Annotated in this window: 15 protein-coding genes, 4 tRNA genes and 3 rRNA genes; 4 read left to right on the top strand and 18 right to left on the bottom strand. The window is 36.3% G+C overall.

Features of this window, described 5'->3' with window-relative positions; translation table 11 throughout:
* Positions 1 to 208: 208 nt before the first annotated feature.
* Complete coding sequence (locus CLU81_RS14465) at positions 209 to 442, bottom strand: hypothetical protein (RefSeq protein WP_099712768.1); 234 nt, start codon at positions 440 to 442, stop codon at positions 209 to 211.
* Positions 443 to 528: 86 nt separating this feature from the next.
* On the opposite strand from CLU81_RS14465, the gene CLU81_RS14460 reads away from it, so the two are divergent.
* The gene (locus tag CLU81_RS14460) at positions 529 to 759 is read left to right on the top strand and encodes a helix-turn-helix domain-containing protein (protein WP_099710449.1); all 231 of its coding nucleotides are present in this window, start codon (positions 529 to 531) and stop codon (positions 757 to 759) included.
* A gap of 31 nt (positions 760 to 790) precedes the next feature.
* Positions 791 to 1,264, top strand: coding sequence for a YcxB family protein (locus CLU81_RS14455; RefSeq protein WP_099710448.1), 474 nt, complete (start codon positions 791 to 793; stop codon positions 1,262 to 1,264).
* An 865-nt stretch (positions 1,265 to 2,129) separates the two neighbouring features.
* Here the strand turns inward: CLU81_RS14455 and CLU81_RS14445 are convergent.
* The 17 genes from CLU81_RS14445 to CLU81_RS14360 form a co-directional block, all read right to left on the bottom strand.
* Positions 2,130 to 2,789 (bottom strand): HAD family phosphatase, encoded by a 660-nt coding sequence (locus tag CLU81_RS14445; RefSeq protein ID WP_099710446.1) that lies wholly within the window; start codon positions 2,787 to 2,789, stop codon positions 2,130 to 2,132.
* A 282-nt stretch (positions 2,790 to 3,071) separates the two neighbouring features.
* Positions 3,072 to 4,655: an MFS transporter gene (locus tag CLU81_RS14440; protein ID WP_099710445.1), complete on the bottom strand. Its 1,584-nt coding sequence runs from the start codon at positions 4,653 to 4,655 to the stop codon at positions 3,072 to 3,074.
* A gap of 1 nt (position 4,656) precedes the next feature.
* On the bottom strand, positions 4,657 to 5,709 hold the full coding sequence (locus CLU81_RS14435; protein ID WP_099710444.1) for an HlyD family secretion protein: 1,053 nt from the start codon (positions 5,707 to 5,709) through the stop codon (positions 4,657 to 4,659).
* Between the two features lie 159 nt (positions 5,710 to 5,868).
* A complete protein-coding gene (locus tag CLU81_RS14430) occupies positions 5,869 to 7,179 on the bottom strand; it encodes a TolC family protein (RefSeq protein WP_233209710.1) in 1,311 nt (436 codons plus the stop codon).
* A gap of 310 nt (positions 7,180 to 7,489) precedes the next feature.
* Positions 7,490 to 8,311: an AraC family transcriptional regulator gene (locus tag CLU81_RS14425; RefSeq protein WP_099710442.1), complete on the bottom strand. Its 822-nt coding sequence runs from the start codon at positions 8,309 to 8,311 to the stop codon at positions 7,490 to 7,492.
* A gap of 267 nt (positions 8,312 to 8,578) precedes the next feature.
* Positions 8,579 to 8,652 (bottom strand) — tRNA-Asp (locus tag CLU81_RS14420).
* Between the two features lie 1,382 nt (positions 8,653 to 10,034).
* Positions 10,035 to 10,144, bottom strand: a 5S ribosomal RNA gene (gene rrf / locus CLU81_RS14415).
* Between the two features lie 153 nt (positions 10,145 to 10,297).
* Positions 10,298 to 13,179 (bottom strand): 23S ribosomal RNA (locus CLU81_RS14410).
* Positions 13,180 to 13,315: 136 nt separating this feature from the next.
* Positions 13,316 to 13,389: transfer RNA gene (locus CLU81_RS14405), tRNA-Ala, on the bottom strand.
* 159 nt (positions 13,390 to 13,548) lie between these two features.
* A tRNA-Ile gene (locus tag CLU81_RS14400) sits at positions 13,549 to 13,622 on the bottom strand.
* 124 nt (positions 13,623 to 13,746) lie between these two features.
* Positions 13,747 to 15,260, bottom strand: a 16S ribosomal RNA gene (locus CLU81_RS14395).
* The 16S, 23S and 5S rRNA genes sit together here with 2 tRNA genes alongside, the layout of an rRNA operon.
* A 1,595-nt stretch (positions 15,261 to 16,855) precedes the next feature.
* Positions 16,856 to 16,929 (bottom strand) — tRNA-Asp (locus tag CLU81_RS14385).
* 86 nt (positions 16,930 to 17,015) lie between these two features.
* Positions 17,016 to 17,942 (bottom strand): DUF58 domain-containing protein, encoded by a 927-nt coding sequence (locus CLU81_RS14380; RefSeq protein WP_099710440.1) that lies wholly within the window; start codon positions 17,940 to 17,942, stop codon positions 17,016 to 17,018.
* Complete coding sequence (locus CLU81_RS14375; RefSeq protein WP_099710439.1) at positions 17,939 to 20,515, bottom strand: M1 family aminopeptidase; 2,577 nt, start codon at positions 20,513 to 20,515, stop codon at positions 17,939 to 17,941. The genes CLU81_RS14380 and CLU81_RS14375 overlap by 4 nt, the downstream gene beginning before the upstream one ends.
* 173 nt (positions 20,516 to 20,688) lie before the next feature.
* Complete coding sequence (locus CLU81_RS14370) at positions 20,689 to 21,018, bottom strand: hypothetical protein (RefSeq protein WP_144444505.1); 330 nt, start codon at positions 21,016 to 21,018, stop codon at positions 20,689 to 20,691.
* 66 nt (positions 21,019 to 21,084) lie between these two features.
* Positions 21,085 to 21,687 carry a DUF4082 domain-containing protein gene (locus tag CLU81_RS14365; protein WP_099710437.1) on the bottom strand — a complete coding sequence of 201 codons (603 nt, stop codon included), beginning with the start codon at positions 21,685 to 21,687 and terminating at the stop codon, positions 21,085 to 21,087.
* Positions 21,688 to 21,749: 62 nt separating this feature from the next.
* Complete coding sequence (locus CLU81_RS14360) at positions 21,750 to 22,277, bottom strand: hypothetical protein (protein ID WP_099710436.1); 528 nt, start codon at positions 22,275 to 22,277, stop codon at positions 21,750 to 21,752.
* Positions 22,278 to 22,481: 204 nt separating this feature from the next.
* Here CLU81_RS14360 and CLU81_RS14355 point away from each other — a divergent pair, with 204 nt between their 5' ends.
* Both CLU81_RS14355 and CLU81_RS14350 read left to right on the top strand, forming a co-directional pair.
* A complete protein-coding gene (locus tag CLU81_RS14355) occupies positions 22,482 to 23,189 on the top strand; it encodes a LytTR family DNA-binding domain-containing protein (RefSeq protein ID WP_099710435.1) in 708 nt (235 codons plus the stop codon).
* On the top strand, positions 23,186 to 25,258 hold the full coding sequence (locus CLU81_RS14350; protein WP_099710434.1) for a HAMP domain-containing sensor histidine kinase: 2,073 nt from the start codon (positions 23,186 to 23,188) through the stop codon (positions 25,256 to 25,258). The genes CLU81_RS14355 and CLU81_RS14350 overlap by 4 nt, the downstream gene beginning before the upstream one ends.
* Positions 25,259 to 25,290: the final 32 nt, after the last annotated feature.

Genomic DNA, 25,290 nt, shown 5'->3' with positions numbered 1-25,290 from the left:
ACCCATTATTTGTCGATCATTATTACGTAGAATGGATTAAAATCCATCCCTACAATATTTTTTGTTCCTCCGGAACGCTCCATAAAATTCCGAAGGAATGATTTATTTTGTAGCAAGGGATTTCAATCCCTTGAACACAACGTAACCGCACAGAATATCGTCAATCTTTGTCAAAGTTTTAAACTTTGACAAAGATGAAAACGTTTTTCTATTCAGTATCCAAATAAGGATCTAAAACTTCGGCTAATTTATTGAGCCAATAAAAATTATCTTCGAGATTATTGAATTCGGTTTCTATGGTTTCACAGCCTCTCATAGCACATAACGAAAGAACATAATTTACTTGTCGTATTGTCTTTGCCAGATCTTTTGAATCTACAGTTTTATTAAAAAAATCTATTAACCTCATTTCAGTTTCTTTCGAAAGGCTTTCTGTAGTCATTGTCTTATTTTTTAGATCTGCCAAATATAGTAAATTACACCCATACATGGGTGTAATTGAAAAATAAATCTTATCACTTTTGAAATATGAATATTTCAGAAGAAACTTTTATTGCAAACCTTGGGATTCACATTCGACAATTGCGTGAAAAGAAAGGTATGTCCCAACAAGACCTAGGTGACGATTGCGGTATTACCCAAAATCAAGTTGGCAGAATAGAAAGATCCGAAATAAATACTACTGTAAAAACTCTTATAAAAATTGCCAATGCTTTAGATATTGAACCTAAAGAATTATTTGATTTTCCTTTAAAATAAAAAACTTAAATCCACTTTCCATTAACCAACAATGATTAAAACCAAAAAATTTCAACTTACCAAAAAAGAATATTTCTCCTATATTATTAGAGTTTTATTAAAAAGAAGATGGTGGTTATATGCTTTTATGTTGTTTCTTTCTGTTGCAATTCTTTGCAAAGACAACAAAGATTCTTCTGATGTGTTTGTAATTATCTTTGGTTTTCTATATCCACTAATTACATTATTTCAATATTGGAGATTTGCAAATTCAAAAGAAAACATCAATTTTTTCAGAGAAATGCAACATGAAATTTTCCCAGACAAAATCATTTCGCATATAGAGACTATTTCTGAAAGCACAATGAATGTACAGAATTTTATAAAAGTATTCGAATTGAAAGATCTCTACCTTTTATACATTTCAAAAGGTCAATGTTTTTACTTTCCAAAACGAATTTTTGAAACTCCGGAAGATGAAAATTGGTTTAGAAACGAAGTCTTTTTGAAAATAAAGAATAGGTAATTTCTCCATAAAATAAAAACCCTTCAAACACTAAATTGAAAAAATTCAGAAATCTTGATCTCACACAAAAATTAGCAATAGCAATCCCTGTTTTGTTTATTTTAAGCTGTTTAACAAAACGCTATATCGAGAGATTTAGAATTTCCTCAGACTTTCATTGGATATATGCCTGGGGAAGTATGACTTGTTTAACTGTTTGTTTTCTAATGTTCTTTTTCTCTTTAGCCAATTCAATTTCAATTCTTCGAGATTTAAGAATAAAGCTTCTGCCAAAAACGTTATGGTTTCTGTTAAGCGCATCCGTTTTTCTTTTAATTATGGGATCAATAATTGCACTAGCAGTTCTATAACACTTGTTATTAGAATAAATTTCAGCTAAAGCCATTCTTTCAAAACATAAAAAAACCTCCAGTTAAAACTGAAGGCTATTTAATATTTTAAGCGACCATAATTCGTCTAGTTTGTCATTTCGAGGCACGAGACTCGAGCAATAGCGAACAGACGAAGTAAATCTTCGCAAGTAACTCCGCAATCAAAATCGTCAATCTTTGTCGAGCTTCTCGTGAAGATTTCTCGTTCCTCGAAATGACAAACTAAACGAAAAGATTCTTATGAAAATGTTTGCCCTAGCCCCGATAGAAGCGGAAATCCTTTTGTGCCCGCCGCGGCGGGCACAAAAGATTGGAACGGATAGCGGGATTAGCTCCTTAAAAAAAGATTTGCTTTATTATAGAAATCGAAATGGCAAATTTTTACGGTTACAGAAGTGCGTAAAAAAAACTCCCGTTAAAACTGAAGGTTATTCAAATTATGCTCATTTTATTTAAATGAACTTATATTACTTATATGGTTTAAAACCGCGCCATTAACTTCTTAATAACTCAATTACTTTATCGACATTAATTTCGCTATAATCGTTGATATAAAAACTACACGGAGGTAAATATTCTTTTGTATGCGTACTTAATACGCCAACAACTTTCATTCCCGCATTTAGTCCCGCTGTAACGCCCGAAAAAGAATCTTCGAAAACCACACAATCCGACGGAGAAACTCCAACACGTTCTGCAGATTTTAGATATACTTCGGGATTTGGTTTATGAAAAGTTACGTCTTCGCTTGACATCATAGAATCCATTTTGTCAGCGATATTTAATGCATTTATAATCAAATCAAGATTTGCACGTGGCGCCGATGTTGCAACAGCAGTTTTAAAACCTCGGGATTTCAACTCGCTTAAAAACTCCAAATAATGCGGAATCGTATCGACTTTGTCTTTGTAAATCTCCCGAAACATTGCTTCTTTTTCGTCTTCGAGCTTTATCAGTTCTTCTCCCGCAATTGGACGCTTAAAGAAGTGAGACATGATGTAACTATTGTGTTTTCCGTACATATGTTCTTCAAATTCTTCGTTGGTATAAGGAATTTGATATTTATCGAAAAACGCCTCGAAAGCCTTCACATGATGCGGATTCGTGTGAGAAATCACTCCATCCATATCAAAAATAACACATTGCTGCTTCATTATATTTTGTTTTTTTAACGATTGCAAGATAAGTTTTTCTGCAGAGTTGCACAGAGGTTTTTCTCAAAGATTATTTTTTTAATCTCGCAAAGTCGCAGAGTCGCAAAGCTTTTTGTTTCACGCAGATTTAAAAAAGATCTAAACAGATAAACGCAGATAATTATTAAAATTAAATCTGCTCAATCTGTCAAATCTGCTAGAGTAAAAATCCTTACAACGTTATTAATCTCTAGCTTTAAAATAAAAAACTTTGCGACTCTGCGACTTTGCGAGATTAAATTTCTACCCAATCCAAATCTTACTTTTAACCAAAGTCATTGTTTGTCTCAAATGCTGATTACACGCAATAAGAATAATCAGAACTACAAGACCATAACCTACAATGGTATAAATTTCCATATCGGCCAATAAAGTCGATTGTTTGGTGATGGTTCCAAAAAGTTTTTTGAGCGCCAAAGTATTCGCATTATCTGCCGAATATCCTTTTGCCATAAAACTCTGCGCTGTTGAAGCGATTGTTTGCTGCGCTTCGGGATTATCTCCGGTTACGAATTGGCTAAGTTTTAGAAAGTGTTTTTTATTCAAAAAAACCATTGCATTCTGCATTACACAAAACCCAATTGTGCTTCCCCAAAAACGTCCCGAAACTCCAACAATTCCTGAAGAAACTGCCATTTTTGCCGGAACAGATGATGTGGTAAATAATATTAAAGGCACGAATAAAAATCCAACTCCAATTCCTTGCAAAACATACGGAATTATAATATCTGACAATGCAACATCCGGCACAAAAAGAAAGGTAAACCAGAAATGAAACAACGCAATAAGCGAAAAACCAATTATAAAAATGACTTTCGTCGAAACGGATTTCATCAGAAAAAAAGCAGCTAAAATCAATCCAATTACGTTTCCTAATCCGTTGATATATTGTACGCCCGCAACTCGCGACGGATCCCAATTCCAGATCGAAAACATCGCCGAATGACAAAGACTCAACGTTGCCCGACTGATATAAAAAAGGAAAAACAACAAGAATCCTATTCGCAGATTAGCATATTTAAAGACTTCAAAATCAAAAGTGGGTCTTTTTACCAAACGCTCTTTAAAGATAAATAAACCTCCGGTTATTAAAGCAATCATCAACATTATAACCATGTGAGAAGACTCGAACCAGTATTTTTTTTCGGCATAAACAAAAAAGTAAGCGCCGCAAAGAATTGCCGTTAAAACCAAAATATAACTAATCCAGTCGATTTGATACAACGGAATTTTCTTTGTGATTCTATGTCCGCGAAAAGTTACCAAGATCAAAAAGACATTCAAAACCTGAAGTCCGCCCGAAACATACAACATGTATTTCCAATCGTAATGATCCAGAAACCAAACGGCAATATTCATAATAAACGGCGTCGACAATAATAAGGAACCGTAATAAAAGGAGAAACCAATTATTATAGCATTCTTAGAATGAAACTGCTCGATCAATAATTGTCTAATTGTGATTACCGGAAGCGCCATCAAGATTCCCTCGGCAACTCTTAGCAATAAAAAAAGATAGAAATTGGTAATATACGCCGATGAAATAATCGTAATCCCGATTAAGGAATAAACCGCCATCAGGTAGTTTTTTGCCGGAAAAAAACTCGAAAATCTACTTTCGATCAAGATCGTTGCCAGCAAAGTTCCGTAAGTTACGCACATTGCAAACTGCAAATCTTCGGGCTCAATGTCCAGAAAACTCGCTGCATAAGTTACGTTTGAAGTATAAACTCCCAATAAAATCATGGAATGCAGCAAACAGACAAACAAAATAATAATGATTGCCCATTTGGGAACCCAGGATTTAAAAATACTTTTATCTTCCATTTTATTGGTGTTCGGCAATAACAGTTATGTTCATTCCGGCTCTTAAAAAATCAGCGTGCTTATCAGTGTCTTTCAATTGAATTCTAACCGGAATTCTTTGCTCGATTTTCACAAAGTTTCCTGTTGCATTATCCGGTGGTAATAACGAAAATCTCGCGCCACTTGCAGGAGATAATGAAGTTATGATTCCTGTAAATTCTTTATCGTTCAGCGCATCTGCCTGAATTTTTACTTGCTGACCAACCGTTAAATACTGCAATTGCGTTTCTTTAAAATTGGCCGTAATCCATTTTTCTTTGCTTACTATTGAAAGCAAAGATTGTCCTTCTTTTACCATTTGTCCCGGTTGCAAAGTTCTTTTTCCAACCCAACCGTCATAAGGCGCCGTGATTATCGTGTACGAAAGAAACAATGCCGCATTATCTGCCACAGCTTGTTTTGAAGCGATATTAGTTTGCGTTGTAGGAACATTTGCCTGCGCTTGAGAAGTACTCAAATTTGAAGATTGAATTCTGTCTCGCATTTCTTGTAAATGCGCTTGCGCCGATTCGTAATCTGCCTTAACTTTTTCTAATTGTTGCGAAGTTGCAGCTTCATCTTTAACCAAAGCTTTATATCTATCGTATTCTAATTTTGTTTTCCAAAGATTAGTTTTGGCTGCAGCCAATTGCGATTCTCCAATTGCAGTTGAACTTGCCGTTGTCGCCACATTTTTCTCTGCCACAACACTACTTTGTTTCGCGTTTTGAACATCGGCTAGAGCCACATTCAACTTCGATTTGTATTCTCTATTATCAATTACAACCAATGTATCACCTTTGTGCACAAACTGATTTTCATCAAAACGAACTTCTTGTACATAACCCGTAATTCTCGACATTATTGGCGTCACATATTGCTCGACCTGAGCGTCATTGGTTTCTTCGTGGTTTCTATTAAACACATAAAACCAAATCCCCAAAATGATTCCGCTTGCCACCAAAACACAAGCAATAATTGTTATTAATATATGAAACGTTCTGTTTCTTCTAGTTTCATTTTTTATCTTGACCATAAACTATATATCTATTTTCTTTATTCTATTTTTTCTAATTCTCCACCGGATTAATCCCGAAGCGTCGGGACGGCGCTACAATATGAATCGTTTCTTCGGAACTTAAATTCTATATTCTCTACTCTATTCTCTTGCTTCTATAATCTTGCCTCTAAGAGTCTAAATCTGATCCGGCATTATCCCCGCAGTATGCAACAATTCGTAATGTTTTAGAATTGCGTCCAATCGGGTTGAAATCTTATTGTATTTTGCTTGCAATAAAGCATTATCAGCATCGACCATTTCGGTTATTAAAACCAATTGATTTAGGTATTTTAGTTTTACGATTCGGTAATTTTCATTTGCCAAATCCAAAGCTTTATCAACAACCACAAACTTCTCAAGGATTTCCTGATATTGCGTATGTTCTTTAAACAGCTTATCCTGAATTTCATCTTTTGTAATTTCCGTTTGCATTTTTTGCCATTCGATTTTTGTGTTCGCCTGATCTACTTTAGTTTTGTTTTTATACAATGCCGAAAGATCAAAATGCGCTTCAATACCAACTTGCCCTAAAGTGTACAAATATGGATTTGGCGGAAAGAATTTGTAGTTTGGATAGTAAAAACCATAATTCCCGAAGAAGTTTACTGTTGGCAAATAATTTGCTTTAACCAGCTTCAATTCTGTTTTTTTGATGTTTAATTCCTGACTTGCCATTCGCATTTCTTCGTTCTGAAAAGCTTTTCCCAAGTAAAAATCATACGGATCTAAACCTTTCATTTCATCGATATTGGCTGTCGTATCAATTGCCACTTCTTCGCTTTCCGGAATCTGAATTAAAGTTTTCAGATCGTGAAGTGCAATTTTTATGTTTTTGGAGTTTGTAAGTGCACTTAACTCACGATCCGAAAGCTGTAATTCCGCTCTAATGACTTCATTTTTGGTTACCGTTCCGTGTTTTTGCAAAGACTGAACTTCTTTTAATCGGCTTTTTTCTTCTTTAATATTTTCTTCAAATATCTTTTGAAGTTCCATCATTTTATAAATCGCCAGATAATTTGCCACAACTTCAAGCTCGATGTCATTTTGAGTCTTTTCGGTTTTTATTTTGGCAATCTCATTTTCCTGATTGGCGATTTTAATGGCGTTGTTAATCTTATTACCCGCATAAATTGGCATTTTAAAAGTCGAATTCACCTGATAGATTTCAGGAATTGCTTTCGTTACTTCTTTGCCATTTAGGAAACCACTTCCTTTGAATTCCGTAATATTGGTAATTCTGGAATATTCGCCGTTTAATTCGATATCCGGCAAACGGAGTTCTTTTCTTTCTTTGATGTTTTGCTCTGAAAGCGTAGTTTCCAATTGAGATCTTAGGATCTTTTTATTGTTTTCTTTAGCCAGTTTAACCGCTTCGCTTAACGAAACCGAATGAATTTCCTGAGCTTGTAAACCATTAAATGTCAACACAATTAGAAATATCAACACGATTTTGAGAAAACAATCTTCTGTAGAATTTGTTGTTTTAAGGAACATGAATATTTAAATAATTTTATACTGCAAAGTTCCTGCATTTTTCCGATGACTGATAATTCTAAAAAGTCAATAACATATTCATTTCGGACAAATGTTAAAATTTCATTTTCCGAAAACGTTATATTAAAATATTGAAAAACAATGCGTTGTGAAAAATTATATAAATTAGGGTTTCACGCGGATTTAAAAATATTAAGCTGATTTTGCAGATTATCATAAAATAAATTCGCCTGAATCTGCTAAATCCGTGGGCAAATATGTTTTATTTTGTTCTCAAGATATCTTCCCCATTTAAGTAATCAGAAGGCCTTTGTCCGAGGAATTTAAAGAAAGTATTACTAAACGTCGGCACACTACTATATCCTACTTCCAGAGCGACTTCTTTGACCGAAAGTTTTCTGTCAAGCAGAAGCTCTATCGCTTTTAGAATTCTTCGAATAGTATAATATTGAATGAAGGACATATTAAGGTCTTTCTGAAACAAGCGATACAAAGAGCGTTCGCTATATCCAAACTGATGTGCCACATCTGCAAACAGAATTGTTTCACCCAGATTATTCTCAATATGTCGCAGGATTTTACTCAAACGAGGGTCTTTTGGCTGCGGTAATTCCAAAGGTAGATTAGTCAGGCAAATTTGAGGTAATATTGCCTTAATCGCTTTGGCAATGGCAAAATTTGGGCTTCCTTTTTTAAGATCACCATTCCATCTATTCGTAAAAAGCATCATTTGTAACAATAAATTATTGACCGGATAAATACCTTCGCTTTTATAAAAAACATCTTCGTCTTTTTCAACCGGAAAATATAAATTCCGCATTGTAACACTTTCAGACTTGGGTTCAATACTATGCGCAACGCCACTCGGAATCCAGATAAAATGTCTTGCCGGCAAAAAGTAGGTTTTCGTTTCTGTTGTTACAAAAACCACATCGCCTTCAGCATATAACAATTGCGCTTTCTCATGTTTATGTGTGGGCACAAACAATTCTCCCATCAAATCGTGGTGACAATAAATGCTTTTTTTATCAGCATCTACTTTCTTGATGTAATACTTATCTAGTTTTTGACCGGAATGTTCCATTGAAGTAATAGTGACATATAAATATAAGAAGAAATAAATAGCTTGGAGTGTAAAATAACTGTGATTTAACCGCAAAGTCCGCCAAGTTTTTTTAAGTATGCTTTTTAGAAAACACAAAGTTCGCAAAGCTTTGTGTTGATCTAGCTTTGCGAACTTTGTGTTTTCTATGCGTAAAGTAAAATTAAACCTTAGCGAACTTTGCGGTTAAACCTTAAAGCTATAAAAACAAAAAAGCCTTTCCGTTAAGAAAGGCTTCTTCCAATATTGCGGTCTGGACGGGACTCGAACCCGCGACCCCATGCGTGACAGGCATGTATTCTAACCAACTGAACTACCAAACCAACTGCGTTATTGTGAGTGCAAAAATACATCCAGAAGTTGGATTATACAAGGGTTTTTAGCAATAAAAATTGAAATATTTTTAATAAGCTGATTTTAAATAAATTCCAAACTATAAAATTTTCAAATTTTACCGAAACAAATAGATTTTTGGCGATATCCAAAATTTTAATTAAGTTTTTTCGTATAAAAAAAACTTCTTCAATTAAGCATTGCCAATAGTTTTAACCATTGAAATGCAACAAATATCATCATCTCAATCATCCATTTCCCAAAACAAAAACTTGTGCGATCACGAATCAAGAGCAAAACCAGAAGACAAATGTCAAAATAAAAATAGAATTTGACATTACTCCTGTAGATCTTTTAAAATTCATGTTCCCCGATTTTTCAGTAGCTTTTTTTAAGTAATTTCTACCAATAACACAGGGGGAAAGTATTACATCTGTACTTTGAGTAAAAAATAAAACCTCCGCAAGAATTTAATACATTTTAAACTACTTTCTAAATCCTTCCTAGATGAGATTACTATTCACGATTTTCTCTTAAGAGATAAAGTTTACGTATTTATATATTAAAAGACATTCTTCGTCTAACAAAAAGGAGAAATTACTAAAAAAGATTGAGATTGAGTTTCATCAAAGTAATGTACATAAGTCAGGAGTTTACGACTTTAAAAAAAATTGATAAAAAGATTACAGACTGATATATTATTGGAATCTTCTCTGGTCTCAACAATAAAACTTCAAAGACAATATAAAAACACCAGAGTCACTTTAATACCAAAGTTCCATGCGAACTGTTTACTAGGGGATTATTTACCCTGAGAATTTATCTATCGATGAAGTGAATTTATCTCAAGGTAAACTTTACAATATTTTGACCAACAAGGAACTCAAAGATGAAAAAAACTCTATAATATCTCTTGTTTCCGGACTCAAAACCGATCAAACTATAAAAAAAGAGCGTTTTAGGTAGCTAATTTCATACAATTAAGCTCAAAGAGATGCTTACCAAAATCTGTATAAGCCAAAGATAAGTTTCAAGTTAAAAAATTAGCTTTAAAAGCATTACAAAAAATTACCATCAAGTACCAATGAAAAACTAAAGATTTTAACAATCAATTACTCATGCAAGCAAAATATAATCGAAGATATGAAAGAAGTTTTAATATTTATGGCGTTTCCCTTTGGGTCGGGCTGTCCACTAAATCTTTTGTGATAGTGGTTTTTGTAGAAAATAAGAAATTTAGGTTATCACAAAAGGATATCGCTCCCATCCCTAACGCACTCTGAGGTATAAAGAAGTTCATTTTTCAACAGAAAAAAGAGAAAAAGTGTTATAAAACAAAAAACCCTATCCGGATTGGATAGGGTTTTCTAAAGAAAGGCGACGACATACTCTCCCACATAACTGCAGTACCATCTGCGCAGGCGGGCTTAACTACTCTGTTCGGGATGGGAAGAGGTGAGCCCCGCCGCAATAACCACCTTAAGGTCGTTAGTTGCTTTAGGCAACTTTTTAATTGTTAATTGTCAATTATAAATTGTTAATTATCAATTAAAGAATATCTTAACATACTGAGATAAAGAAACATAAAAGTATTTAGAAAGTTTCTCCCCGCACCTTGCGGTGCGGGAAAAGGGTGTACATAAGCTTACGGATTATTAGTACTACTCGACTATGACATTACTGCCTTTACATCTATAACCTATCAACGTGGTCATCTTCCACGATCCTTAAAAGAAATCTCATCTTGTGGTGGGTTTCGCGCTTATATGCTTTCAGCGCTTATCCCTTCCAAACGTAGCTACTCTGCGGTGCCCCTGGCGGGACAACAGATACACTAGAGGTTTGTCCAATTCGGTCCTCTCGTACTAGAATCAGATCCACTCAAATTTCTAACGCCCACAGTAGATAGAGACCGAACTGTCTCACGACGTTCTGAACCCAGCTCGCGTGCCACTTTAATGGGCGAACAGCCCAACCCTTGGGACCTTCTCCAGCCCCAGGATGTGACGAGCCGACATCGAGGTGCCAAACCCCCCCGTCGATATGAGCTCTTGGGGGAGATCAGCCTGTTATCCCCGGCGTACCTTTTATCCTTTGAGCGATGGCCCTTCCATGCGGAACCACCGGATCACTATGCTCTACTTTCGTACCTGATCGACCTGTATGTCTCTCAGTCAAGCTCCCTTATGCCATTGCACTCTACGCACGGTTACCAAGCGTACTGAGGGAACCTTTAGAAGCCTCCGTTACTCTTTTGGAGGCGACCACCCCAGTCAAACTACCCACCAAGCAATGTCCCCCACAATATGGGGTTAGGCCTCAGATAAACAAAGGGTTGTATTTCAACAATGACTCCACAACGCCTGGCGACGCCACTTCACAGTCTCCAACCTATCCTACACATCATTTATCCAAGGTCAATACTAAGCTATAGTAAAGGTGCACAGGGTCTTTTCGTCCCACTGCGGGTAAACGGCATCTTCACCGTTACTACAATTTCACCGAGCTCATGGCTGAGACAGTGTCCAGATCGTTACACCATTCGTGCAGGTCGGAACTTACCCGACAAGGAATTTCGCTACCTTAGGACCGTTATAGTTACGGCCGCCGTTTACTGGGGCTTCAATTCAATGCTTCTCCGAAGATAACATCTCCTCTTAACCTTCCAGCACCGGGCAGGTGTCAGGCCCTATACTTCATCTTACGATTTTGCAGAGCCCTGTGTTTTTGATAAACAGTCGCCTGGACCTCTTCACTGCGGCCAGCTTGCGCTGGCGACCTTTCTCCCGAAGTTACAGGTCTATTTTGCCTAATTCCTTAGCCATGAATCTCTCGAGCACCTTAGGATTCTCTCCTCAACTACCTGTGTCGGTTTACGGTACTGGTACTAATTACCTGAAGTTTAGAGGTTTTTCTTGGAAGCCCTTAGGCGCACTATCTCTTTGTCCGAAGACTCCGAGTACTATCGTATTTCCCCAAGATCTGTGGATTTGCCTGCAGATCTTATAGGTAGGTACTTCAACGAACTATTCCGTCAGTTCGCGGCGCTTTCATCACTCCGTCACCCCATCACAGTAATTAGTAGTACGGGAATATTAACCCGTTAGCCATCGACTGTCCCTTTCGGGTTCGCCTTAGGACCAGACTAACCCACAGCTGATTAGCATAGCTGTGGAAACCTTAGTTTTTCGGTGTGCGGGTTTCTCGCCCGCATTATCGTTACTTATGCCTACATTTTCTTTTCTAACCAGTCCAGCATACCTTACGATACACCTTCAACCCTGTTAGAATGCTCCCCTACCACTTACAGTAAACTGTAAATCCATAGCTTCGGTAATACGCTTATGCCCGATTATTATCCATGCTCGTCCGCTCGACTAGTGAGCTGTTACGCACTCTTTAAATGAATGGCTGCTTCCAAGCCAACATCCTAGCTGTCTGGGCAGACAAACCTCGTTCTTTCAACTTAGCGTATATTTGGGGACCTTAGCTGATGGTCTGGGTTCTTTCCCTCTCGGACTTGGACCTTAGCACCCAAGCCCTCACTGTTATGAAACATTATATAGCATTCGGAGTTTGTCAGGAATTGGTAGGCGGTGAAGCCCCCGCATCCAATCAGTAGCTCTACCTCTATATAACTTTATGCATAACGCTGCACCTAAATGCATTTCGGGGAGTACGAGCTATTTCCGAGTTTGATTGGCCTTTCACCCCTACCCACAGGTCATCCGAAGACTTTTCAACGTCAACCGGTTCGGTCCTCCACTGTGTGTTACCACAGCTTCAACCTGCCCATGGGTAGATCACACGGTTTCGCGTCTAACACTACTGACTAAAGCGCCCTATTCAGACTCGCTTTCGCTACGGATCCGTGGCTTAACCACTTAACCTTGCCAGCAACGTTAACTCGTAGGCTCATTATGCAAAAGGCACGCCGTCACCCCACGAAAGGGCTCCGACCGCTTGTAAGCGTATGGTTTCAGGATCTATTTCACTCCGTTATTCACGGTTCTTTTCACCTTTCCCTCACGGTACTGGTTCACTATCGGTCTCTCAGGAGTATTTAGCCTTAGCGGATGGTCCCGCCAAATTCAGACAGGGTTTCACGTGCCCCGCCCTACTCAGGATCCCACTATCTATTATACTTGTTACCCATACGGGACTATCACCCTCTATGGTGTCACTTTCCAGTAACTTCCGGTTCCTTGTACATAAAATGTCGTGGTCCTACAACCCCAACAATGCCGTAACATCATTGGTTTGGGCTAATCCGCGTTCGCTCGCCACTACTTACGGAATCACTTTTGTTTTCTTCTCCTCCGCCTACTTAGATGTTTCAGTTCAGCGGGTTTGCCCACCTATCGGTGTACTATGTCTTCAACATAGTGGGTTGCCCCATTCAGGTATCTACGGATCAATCGGTGTGTGCCCGTCCCCGTAGCTTTTCGCAGCTTATCACGCCTTTCATCGCCTCTGAGAGCCTAGGCATCCCCCATACGCCCTTATTTTGCTTATTGTACCAATCATAAAATTAATTATGACCGTTTTTTTTTGCTTTTTACAATAAATTGTAAAAAACGCTTTCTACTTTTTATTATTTTCTTATCTCAATATGTCAATGAACTTTTATTTACTATCTTCACAGTAAATCAGTGGAGAATAACGGAGTCGAACCGTTGACCTCCTGCGTGCAAGGCAGGCGCTCTAGCCAGCTGAGCTAATCCCCCTTTTTAATTAAAAATTAAAAATCGTGAATTAAAAATTATGAACTTTTGATCCTAAATCTTTCAACTTCTAAAATTTCCTTTTTCTAAGCATACAGTCTTTTTAATTTATTTGCTTCTTATAATTTACAATTCATAATTTATAATTAACAATTTAAAAAGTAGTCCCGGGCAGACTCGAACTGCCGACCCCTACATTATCAGTGTAGTACTCTAACCAGCTGAGCTACGAGACTCTGTTTTACTTAAAATTTATTATTTGAACTAACAGCAAGAGTAATTGAATCTGGTGATTCAGAACCTTCTAAATAAACATCTTTTTTCCTCAACGTGTGTTTCCACTAACATTTGAGGCTCTAGAAAGGAGGTGTTCCAGCCGCACCTTCCGGTACGGCTACCTTGTTACGACTTAGCCCTAGTTACCAGTTTTACCCTAGGCAGCTCCTTGCGGTCACCGACTTCAGGCACCCCCAGCTTCCATGGCTTGACGGGCGGTGTGTACAAGGCCCGGGAACGTATTCACCGGATCATGGCTGATATCCGATTACTAGCGATTCCAGCTTCACGGAGTCGAGTTGCAGACTCCGATCCGAACTGTGACCGGTTTTATAGATTCGCTCCTGGTCGCCCAGTGGCTGCTCTCTGTACCGGCCATTGTAGCACGTGTGTAGCCCAAGGCGTAAGGGCCGTGATGATTTGACGTCATCCCCACCTTCCTCACAGTTTGCACTGGCAGTCTTGTTAGAGTTCCCGACATGACTCGCTGGCAACTAACAACAGGGGTTGCGCTCGTTATAGGACTTAACCTGACACCTCACGGCACGAGCTGACGACAACCATGCAGCACCTTGTAATTTGTCTTGCGAAAGATCTGTTTCCAAACCGGTCAAACTACATTTAAGCCTTGGTAAGGTTCCTCGCGTATCATCGAATTAAACCACATGCTCCACCGCTTGTGCGGGCCCCCGTCAATTCCTTTGAGTTTCATTCTTGCGAACGTACTCCCCAGGTGGGATACTTATCACTTTCGCTTAGCCACTGAAATTGCTTCCAACAGCTAGTATCCATCGTTTACGGCGTGGACTACCAGGGTATCTAATCCTGTTCGCTACCCACGCTTTCGTCCATCAGCGTCAATCCATTAGTAGTAACCTGCCTTCGCAATTGGTATTCCATGTAATCTCTAAGCATTTCACCGCTACACTACATATTCTAGTTACTTCCTAATAATTCAAGTTTAACAGTATCAATGGCCGTTCCACCGTTGAGCGATGGGCTTTCACCACTGACTTATTAAACCGCCTACGGACCCTTTAAACCCAATGATTCCGGATAACGCTTGGATCCTCCGTATTACCGCGGCTGCTGGCACGGAGTTAGCCGATCCTTATTCTTACGATACCGTCAAGCTGCTTCACGAAGCAGTGTTTCTTCTCGTATAAAAGCAGTTTACAATCCATAGGACCGTCATCCTGCACGCGGCATGGCTGGATCAGGCTTGCGCCCATTGTCCAATATTCCTCACTGCTGCCTCCCGTAGGAGTCTGGTCCGTGTCTCAGTACCAGTGTGGGGGATCTCCCTCTCAGGACCCCTACCCATCGTAGCCTTGGTAAGCCGTTACCTTACCAACTAGCTAATGGGACGCATGCTCATCTTTTACCGTTGTGACTTTAATTATAAAATGATGCCATTTCATAATACTATGAGGTATTAATCCAAATTTCTCTGGGCTATCCCTCTGTAAAAGGTAGATTGCATACGCGTTACGCACCCGTGCGCCGGTCTCTAATTCCGAAGAAATATACCCCTCGACTTGCATGTGTTAAGCCTGCCGCTAGCGTTCATCCTGAGCCAGGATCAAACTCTTCATCGTATATTTTAATATTATATTGCGATGATATCTATCGGTTCTTTTCAAATCTCTCGATTCTATTACTCTTATTCTTTTGTTTTAACATCTCTGTTAAAACGGCTGTCAATTCAATATGTCTACGAACGTGTATTTCTTTTTCTTTTCACTTGTCTCTCAAAGCGGGTGCAAAAGTAGAAAACTTATTTCTAACTGGCAAATGTTTTTTGAAGTTTTTTTTAAGAAAATTTTCGTCTCTTTTAACTTCTTTATTTACCAATCTTTCAATGAACTTTCCGTGTTTTGCGGGGTGCAAATGTAATATCCCTTTTCGAATCTCACAAGCTTTTTTTAATCTTTTTTGAAAATAAATTTTCAATTTCAATTCCTTTGCTTGTCAGTATTTCGAAGAGCGTCTATCGCTGTTGCGGGTGCAAAAGTACACTCTTTATTCGCTTAAACAATACCTTTTCTCAACTATTTTTAATCTTTTTCAAAACTTTTTCTTAACATTCTCATAACAGCAAACTTAGCGATTTTATCTTTTTATTGATTTTAAGATTTTTCTTATACACTTTGTAGTTTCCATAATGCAATCAGTAGTAGCAATGCCTTTTTTATTGGCTTCGCAGCTTTTTTCCCGCTTCTTTGATAACTTTACAATGATAGCAAAAAGTGCTTTTTAGCCGTTTTATTCGTTTTTATGGAGTTTTACAGCAAAAACACTAAGACACGAAGTTCTTTTACTGAAACCTTATCAATCTCGCGAAGACGCAAAATTTCATTCTCTACCTATATAATAGACACACTTCTTTTGAAAACTGACACCCTAGCCCCGATAGTCCCGAAGCGTCGGGAGGAAATCCTTTTACTTTTTTCTTTAAAAAGCAAAAGATTGCAGTACATAGCAGGAAATAGCTCCTAAAAATTCAAACAAACAGATTCAACACCCAACCGCTTTAGAAAACTATTTACATCAACATCTAAAGACTATACCTATATATAAAGTACAAAACAAAAAAAACTCGCAAGCAAGAACTGACGAGTCATATTATTCAACTTTTAAATCAATCAAATCGAATTGCTTTGACTAGTGAAATCTTTGTTATAATATAGGACAGAATTAGTAACACTAAAAAAAACTAACATTAAACACTAAGACACCCAACAAAACAACTTCATACTTACTCATTTTTCATTTTTCTCCAACACTCCAAAACCAATTTCAAACCCAACATCAATTCTTTCATTATTCAACAAACGGTCGCAATCATTAAAACACAACAACCATCAATATTTCAACTATTCCTTTCCCAAGGTTGAAACCTTGTGCTATAATTGAAATATCAATTTGCTGTTTTTAGTAAAAACACAAAATCCGCAAAGCTTATAAAAACTTTGCGGACTTTGCGTAAATCTTAGCGCTTCTTTGCGGTTAAACAAAAATCTCGATATGTCTTAAATCAAAAAAGCCATCCACAAAAGTGGAAAGCTTTTCATTGGTCTAACTACTAAACCAGCTACGAGTTACAAAGTCGTAGCAAAACAACACAACTAATCTTAGATACCGTATTTGGGCAAAAAAGCCTTTCCGTTAAGAAAGGCTTTTCCCAATATTGCGGTCTGGACGGGACTCGAACCCGCGACCCCATGCGTGACAGGCATGTATTCTAACCAACTGAACTACCAAACCTCTGCGTTATTGCGGTTGCAAAGATAGTACAGAATTTCATTTCTGCAAGCGTTTTGATAAAAAAAATTAAATATATTTTTAAATCTTTAGCCAAAGTTTTGTTTTTCAACTAAATATGTAGTCAATATTTTTTCAAAATTATCGCCAACATTCACCGGAACGTACTTAATTTGGTTCTTCGCACAAGTCAAAGACAGTTTTTTAAAGTACTCTTCTGCCCTTTTTTCATATTCTACTTTAACATTATCGGCAAAAATCGATACTTCTTCACCAGATTCTAAGTCAATAAACTTTCGAGGCGCGTTATCAAAGTCAAATTTAAGCTCTGTTTTATCATCTACAACGTGAAACAAAACCACTTTATGCTTATTGTGCTTTAAATGCTGCAAAGCATTGAACAACTTCTCATCATCTTCTGACTGAAACATATCCGTAAATATGATAATCATCGAACGACGATGCATTTTCTCCGCAATTTGATGCAGATATGTAATTGTATCCGTTGTTTTTTTGACTTTTGGCTGCTCTAATAATTGCTCTAATTTATTGAGCAACATTCTATGATGGCGATCACTTCCTTTTTCGGGAGCATAATATTCGTAACTGTCTGAGAAAACACTTAAACCCACCGCATCACGCTGTTTCTTTAAGATATTCATCAAAACCGCCGATGCCAAAACTGCAAAACCAATCTTCTTTTCATAAAAAGGCTGACCAGATTTTAATTCCGGATAATGCATCGACGACGAATTATCAACTATAAGATGACAACGCAAATTGGTTTCTTCCTCATAACGTTTGGTGTATAAACGATCTGTTTTTGCAAATAATTTCCAATCGATATGTTTTGTGCTTTCACCTGCATTATAAACTTTATGCTCAGCAAATTCAGCCGAAAATCCATGAAACGGACTCTTATGCATTCCTGATATAAAACCTTCTACAACCTGGTTTGCCAGCATTTCGAGATGCTGAAAACTGGAGACTTTCTCTATTTCCGATTCAATTTTCATTCGGTTTCTTTTTTAATATTTTGTGCGCGGTACAAACCGTCCGTCGCCTGCAATAATTTCCTTTTCAGAATTGGACTAAAATTAGGCTTTTCTTTTAAGAATCGCTGCACTTCATCAAAAGCATATTTCGACGAATATTTTCCAACGGTATTACTCAACCAATCTTTTGGAAAGAAAATATCTCCCGTGCGCTGAATTTCATCCACCAAATCTAATGAAAATCTAATATACTTTTGAGCACTTTTCTGACGCAACGGATGATTAAAATTAGCCAAGCCAACAGAAACCCACGCTTCTTTTTCTCTGTTTTTATCTTCTTTTAAGGATTCCATAAAAGCATTTCGAACCGCTTCGTCATTCGATAAAGAAGGTAATAAAAACTCAAATCGCTTTTGTTTGTCCGGATTTGTGATTGTTGTTTTGGTTTTATTCAGGATTTCATCTGCTTTTTCATGCTTGAATATTGCGAGATTCATTGCAATATTGGCATAATCGTCTTCATTGAGTTTTAAACCTGGAATCGCAATTTCTTTATTCCAAATCTGATATAATTTGGCTTTCGCCGAATCTGAATACGCAATCGAGCTGAACAAATTAAACAATGTCTTTTTTACATTACTTGATAAATTTGCTTGTAAACGTTCGTACAAAACATCTTCAAGTTGTTTCTGCGCTTTAATTTGTTGTTTTTCCGTTAAGAATTTCCAAAACACATTACTTGTTTGATTGGTAATTACTTTAAGAACCAACTCGTTTTCTTCTTGCTGAATTCCTTTTACAAAACAATCAAAAACTTTCTTTGGTGCAACATTTCCCGTTAAGGCATTTTCATAAATATTAATATAAGTTGAAGCTCTGGCAACCTCATCTTTCAAAGATAGAACCGATTCGATATTATTTCTGTCAAGCGGAAAAACGCCGTAACCAAAACCATTGTAATTGTAAATGATACTAAGCGGTTTTTCAAATCCAATAGCTTCTTTCAGTGATAACTTCCTGTCTTTTATATTAACACTAAGCACTTTTACCTGATCAGGATATACCAGACCAATATCAAAGATCTGAGGCCAGAAATTCACAGATTTACCTTCTGCCTCCTGCCAAATTTCAAATGACGAAATTCGGTTTTGAGCATCATATTTTATCTGATCATTAAAAATCGCTCTCCCATATCTATTCACCCAAGCATCACTCCATTCTTGTATATCAAGCGGCGTTTCAGCATCCAGAATTTCTACCAGATTACTCCAATTGGCATTATCGTTTGCGTATTTTTTAATGTATTTTTCGATTCCTTTCTGAAAAGCTTCCTTTCCCATAGTAGCTTCTAATTGACGCATCATTATTGGCGCTTTATTATAAATAATGGCTCCATAAAGCGAACCGGCATCTTTTAAATTCGCTAAATGTTGTTTTATCGGATGTGTGCCTAACGAACGATCTTCCGCGTAAGCGTTAGGATAATGTGCCGTTAAAAATTGTAGATTATGATTAATCTTCGGAAAAATTGGATTCATGATTTTGTCTGCCATAAAGTTTGCAAACACTTCTTTCATCCAGACATCATCAAACCATTTCATAGTGACCAAATCGCCAAACCACATATGCGATGTTTCATGCGCGATTAATTTCGCACGATCAAGTTTCTCGCTATCAGTTGCGCTATTATCCAAAAAAAGACTTGATTCTTTGTACTGAATTGCGCCAACATGTTCCATTCCGCCATATTGAAAAACGGGAATCAAAGCAAAATCTAACTTCTGAAATGGAAATTTATAGTTGGTATATTTTTCTAAAAAGTCTAGTGATTGTTTGTGCAAATTAAAAATAGTATCGGTACTTACTCTTATTTTCTCTTCGTTGTTTTCACGATACAACATCGTCATTTCTCGATTTCCTGGTTTCTGAGTTACCGTTTTGAATTTTCCGTCTACAAACGAAAACAAATAAGTGCTCATTTTGTCTGATTCACCAAAAGTATAAGCCGTAAAATCTCCTTTTTCTACTTTCTCTTTTACATCGGCTCCAGCCAAAACCGACCAATCTTTTGGAACCGTTAAACTCAATTTGTAAGTTGCTTTAATATCAGGCTGATCAAAACAAGGGAATAATGTACTAGCGCGATCCGGAACTAGTAAAGTATATAAGAAATCATCATTTCTATTTAAAGACAAATCTCCTGCTATAAACGAAATTTCGACAGTGTTTTTTCCTAAAACTAACTCTCTAGCAGAAATTACAATATGTCCTTTCTCATGAAGAATTGCAGCACTTTTTCCGTTAACCTGAATAGATTTTATATTCTGAGTTTTCTCTTTAAAATCTAAATATAACGGCTCACTTAAATCAGAAATCGTTAAATTCAAAGTTAGATTCGAATTAATTTCCTGTTGTTTTTCTTTCGGAATCTCAAACGAAAGTCCATAAGTTACATTAGAGATTTGATGTTTTCGAAAAATTGCCATTTGCTCTGAAACACCATTATCTAAAACAAGATTTTCTTTTTGTTTCGATTGAGAAAAACCATTTATAGTAAATGCAAGAACACAAAGAAAGCTGTAGAAAATTTTCATTTTTAAAGGAATATATGATTCGTAAAAATAAAAAAAGTTCGCCACAGATTAAATGATTTTCACAGATTAAAAAAATCATTTTAGTCTTTTCAATCTGTGGCTAAAATAAAAAAAGGTCTGACTTGCGCCAAACCTTTTCCAAACTTACTAATTCAAGCTATCCAAAAATGAAATTATTCAGTTTGTTGAAATTTCAAAGTTGTATCCCATAAAGCAACTCTTAAAGCAGGATTTATATCTGGAATACTCACACTAAAAGAATTTATATTACCTGTAGTACTTGGTTTAAATCTAAATCTAGGCTTAGAAAAAACCGGAACATTGTTCGTGACTTCAGCTTTTTCATAAAATCCTGATAACGCCATGTAAGTCGTGAGAGAATTTCCTTCATTATAGGTAAAACGTTCTGCTTTGTTATCGTCTGTAATATAAGACATTGTCACGAGTATGAGTATCAAAAATGTGAATATCAAAAGCGGTAAAAAAGGTTTTAAGGCTTTCATAATAATTTAGGTTTGAGGTTTATTAAACATGCAATTTTTAGAAAATCAATTAGAAAAAAAGATCTATTATTCTGTTTGTTTAAACAGAAAAGAAAAATCTCCTGCATAATAATCATACCTCTTGGTTGACGGATAAACAGGTTCTGTTGCCGAACTTAGTGAATATGCATATCCGGTAATTATAATATTTCCCGCCACAATAGGATAAGTTGTCGAAGATCCGTCCGTTTTTGTTCTGGAGATCCAGTCATCACTATAAACCGATAAAAAATATTCTTTATCTTTAGTAACCTGAATAGGTACTATTGTTTTTTCGAAAGCCATATTTGCTACAGAAACAAACATTTTTTCAGAATGTATAACTGTTTTCGTTGATGCATCCCATAGCGTAATTCTTAAAGCAGTATTTGTATCTGGCATTTTTGCAAAAACAGAAGTTATTTTACCTGTCACCGTTGGCTTAAAGCTAAAGCCAAACTCATAAAATCCTTCATTTTTAACATCCACTGCTTTTTGATTAAATCCTGAAGTTGCCAGATAAGAATCTAAAGGATTTTCGGCCACATAAGTAACCGGAACTTTATTATTATTATTGTCATCATCACCGCTGCATGAAATCGTTAACAGCGCCAGTAATAAAAGCGCTAAAATCGTTTTTAAAGTTTTCATGATAAATTAATTAACTGGTTATTTATTTGGTTTTTAAATGCTTTTATTTCCTTTTGAGAAAACTATTTTTGAATATTAAAATGCGTACAAACTTCTTCGTAACTCATTTTAGTATAATCTAATTTGGCTTCTTTCGATGTCGCCGCAGCAACGCCGCCCGGAATCAAGATATAACGCCAGTTAAGAGTTGATGGAAGACCTACAGTTCCTCCTCCATCATGTCTATATCTGAACAATTTGATTTTCTTTAGAGTAGAAATAGCCGTAATTGTATTCACAAATCCGCCAGCTGTCGAAGTATAAGGCAATGTATAGGTACCAATTCCAAAAGATACATACACTAATATGGTTCCTTTTGAAAGAATATCATCAGACAATTCCGGTGCATTAATAGTAGTAGACATCCCTGAAGTTCCATCTATTGTTTCTGCAGCCGCTGCTGGCGCCGTTATCCATGCGCTATAAATAACATTTGCCGTTCCGGTTGCTCCTACTTGTCCATCAACTCCGTCTTTTCCGTCATCGCTGCTGCATGAAGTTGAAAAAATAGTAAGTAATAAAATGGCAAAAATGGTTTTGGTAATTTTCATAATAATTTGGTTTTAATAATCCATTAAATGGTTAATTTTTAATTCAATAGCGTTATTTTTGTAAAAGCCAAATGATAGAAAAAGAATATTTATTTTATCTGAAGGCTTAATTACAAAACAAATTTGCAGGATTAAAACGGGCAGAAAAACCACCAATAGACAAACAACATTTTAAATAGACAGATAACAATAAAACCGAATCAAATGACCAAAAAATACACTTGTATTATTATCGACGATGACGAAATTGACAGACTTACGGTGTTATCGTTTGCCAAAAAATTTCCGATTTTGGATATTTTAGGTGTTTTTGAATCGGCAGAAGATGCATTTTTATTTATCGAAAAAGAAAAGATTGATATCTTGTTTCTGGATATTGATATGCCGGTTTTGAACGGAATCGAATTCAGAAAACAAGCCTTAGAAATTCCGGTTTGTATTTTTATAACGGCACATCCTGAACATGCGGTAGAAAGTTTCGAAATAGAAACACTCGATTTTATCGTAAAACCTTTAAAATTGGATCGATTTACCCAAACCATAAGCCGAATCGAAGAGTTTATGGAAATTAAACTGAAAGCCTCACTTTTTGAAGCAAGTATTGGCGGTGACACCATTTATATAAAAGAAGGTCACGATCAGACGAAAGTCAAACTACACGAAATTTTATATCTCGAAGCTTTAAAAGATTATACCTTAATTATTACAGACAAAAAAAGACATTGCGTTTTGTCGAGTATTGGCAATCTTTTGAAGGAAGATCATTTTCAATCTTTTATCCGAATTCATAGAAGTTTTGCTGTTCAGAAGCAATTCATTCAGAAAATAAATTCGACCGAAATTCTTCTAAACAATAATATTACGATTCCCGTTGGCAGAAGTTATAAAGAAAACCTAAATCTGTTCTCATGAAAAAAATGGGGTTCTTGTTTTTGTTTTTCATCAACTTAACTGTTGTCGCACAGCAAGAACCTATTCTGGCAAAATATAAAACGCAACCCGAAAAACTTAAAGCCTGGGTTAAATTCTGCAACGACGTTAAGAATTTAGACGATTATCCAAAACTTATAATTAGCGCTGATAAAGGAATAAACCTCTCTCAAAAACACCCTGCTTTTTTGGGTAAGTTCTATTATTTTAAAGGATATGCGTATGAATTCAGCAACAATCAATATCAAAAAGCAGTAGACAATTATGAGTTATCATGGAAATATGCTAAAAAGGCCCGACATCTTAAAATAGAAACCAACACTTTGATGCGTCTTAATTATATGTATTATTCTCTTAATGCAACTGCAAAAAGAGATCATTTAATTGATTACATCAAAACAGTATTAGACACTACAAAAAGCACTTATTCTCAAGCTGTCCTTAACGGGAGTGTTGCCGAATATTACATGGACAATTACGATTATGACACTTTTATTAGTTATCAATTAAAAGCAATAAACTATAAAAAGCAACTCGAAAAAAGCGAAGCAAATTACGAAAACATTGGAATATCATACAGTCAGATTGCAAGTGCGTACACAAAAATGAAGCAATATGATAAAGGAATTGAATACTTAAACGAATCAAAACCTTATATAAAATCGCCGTACGTCAAAGCATTTTTATGCAATTATTATTTGCAATGTTTTGTTCCGTTAAAGAAAATCGACAGCATTCAAAAATATTACAAGCTAATTAATACGTATCCTTCCGCCAAAGATTCTTTGTTTCTGAATTTGAGTTTAGCCAATAGAAGTCTTTCCGAATATTATATTACACAGAACAAAATCGACATTGCTTATAATTATGCTAAAAAAGCAGTTTCATTAGGACAAAAATCGACCGATGAAGAAATTATAATGGAAGCGAACACAACAATGGGAAGAGTTTTATATGAAAAAGGAGATTATAAAAAAGCTATTGAAACTTTGACACTTGCTTCAAAAAATGCTTTTACCTACGACAAGGAATCTTATGTTACGATCAACAAGAAACTATCTCAAAGTTACGCTGCTTTGGGACTTTGGAAAAAAGCCTATGAATACAACGAAAATTACAGCAAGATTAATGACGAAATCATGCAGGAATCTGCCAGCAAGAACATTGCTAATGCCGAAGCACGTTATCAAAACCGAACAAAAGGACAGGAAATAAAAAATCTTTCGGCTCAAAATACCTTTAAAAATATTCAAATTGAAGAAGCCAAAAAGCAGAGGATCTTTCTGATTTCGGGATTAATTCTCGTTGGAATAATTGTATTATTAGTATTCAAACAAAGCCAGAATCGTAAAAAAACCAATGAGAAATTACAGCTTTTGAATCACGAACTCGACGAAGCCAATAAAATAAAAGCACGATTTTTTAGTATTTTAAATCATGATTTGAGAAGTCCTGTTTCGAATTTAATTCACTTTCTACATCTTCAAAAAGAGAATCCGGAACTTATTGATGAAGCCACCGCTTTGCGCATGCAAACGAAAGTGATTTCGGGAGCAGAAAATCTATTATCCTCAATGGAAGATATTTTGTTGTGGAGCAAAAGCCAGATGGAAAATTTCAAACCTCATTTTAAAGAAATCCCAATAAGTGTTGTCTTTGACGAAATGAAAAACCATTTTTCGAGTATAGAAAACATCGAAATTTTATTCGAAAATCCGCAAAATATTATTCTAAATACAGATGAGAATTACTTAAAAACCATCAGCAGAAACTTAACTGGAAATGCCATAAAAGCACTTGACAAAACCCAAAACGGCAAAATAATCTGGAAAGCCTGGCAGGAAAACAATCAAACTTATCTTTCGATTACAGACAATGGTCCAGGCGGAACTCAGGAACAATTCAAAGCTCTATACGACGATTCAGAAGTTATAGGAATCAAATCCGGTTTAGGATTGCATTTGATTCGGGATTTGGCTACAGCCATAAATTGCAAAATCGAAGTCAAATCTCTGCAAGATTCAGGAACCACTTTCACGATTACATTCTAAAGCTTTTTTACGCGATAGATTTTTAAACTTGG

This window comes from Flavobacterium sp. 9, from assembly GCF_002754195.1.
Classification (GTDB): domain Bacteria; phylum Bacteroidota; class Bacteroidia; order Flavobacteriales; family Flavobacteriaceae; genus Flavobacterium.
The sequence above is the reverse complement of the archived record's forward strand: the minus strand, read 5'-3'. Positions and strand labels throughout refer to the sequence as shown.

Excerpts from the sequence above, each read along its gene's own strand:
- CLU81_RS14365 (WP_099710437.1), bottom strand. The coding sequence starts at position 21,687 with ATGAAAACTTTAAAAACGATTTTAGCGCTTTTATTACTGGCGCTGTTA.
- CLU81_RS14360 (WP_099710436.1), bottom strand. The coding sequence starts at position 22,277 with ATGAAAATTACCAAAACCATTTTTGCCATTTTATTACTTACTATTTTT.
- CLU81_RS14435 (WP_099710444.1), bottom strand. The coding sequence starts at position 5,709 with ATGGTCAAGATAAAAAATGAAACTAGAAGAAACAGAACGTTTCATATA.
- CLU81_RS14355 (WP_099710435.1), top strand. The coding sequence starts at position 22,482 with ATGACCAAAAAATACACTTGTATTATTATCGACGATGACGAAATTGAC.
- CLU81_RS14440 (WP_099710445.1), bottom strand. The coding sequence starts at position 4,655 with ATGGAAGATAAAAGTATTTTTAAATCCTGGGTTCCCAAATGGGCAATC.
- CLU81_RS14350 (WP_099710434.1), top strand. The coding sequence starts at position 23,186 with ATGAAAAAAATGGGGTTCTTGTTTTTGTTTTTCATCAACTTAACTGTT.
- CLU81_RS14465 (WP_099712768.1), bottom strand. The coding sequence starts at position 442 with ATGACTACAGAAAGCCTTTCGAAAGAAACTGAAATGAGGTTAATAGAT.
- CLU81_RS14370 (WP_144444505.1), bottom strand. The coding sequence starts at position 21,018 with ATGAAAGCCTTAAAACCTTTTTTACCGCTTTTGATATTCACATTTTTG.
- CLU81_RS14425 (WP_099710442.1), bottom strand. The coding sequence starts at position 8,311 with ATGGAACATTCCGGTCAAAAACTAGATAAGTATTACATCAAGAAAGTA.
- CLU81_RS14460 (WP_099710449.1), top strand. The coding sequence starts at position 529 with ATGAATATTTCAGAAGAAACTTTTATTGCAAACCTTGGGATTCACATT.
- CLU81_RS14375 (WP_099710439.1), bottom strand. The coding sequence starts at position 20,515 with ATGAAAATTTTCTACAGCTTTCTTTGTGTTCTTGCATTTACTATAAAT.
- CLU81_RS14380 (WP_099710440.1), bottom strand. The coding sequence starts at position 17,942 with ATGAAAATTGAATCGGAAATAGAGAAAGTCTCCAGTTTTCAGCATCTC.
- CLU81_RS14455 (WP_099710448.1), top strand. The coding sequence starts at position 791 with ATGATTAAAACCAAAAAATTTCAACTTACCAAAAAAGAATATTTCTCC.
- CLU81_RS14445 (WP_099710446.1), bottom strand. The coding sequence starts at position 2,789 with ATGAAGCAGCAATGTGTTATTTTTGATATGGATGGAGTGATTTCTCAC.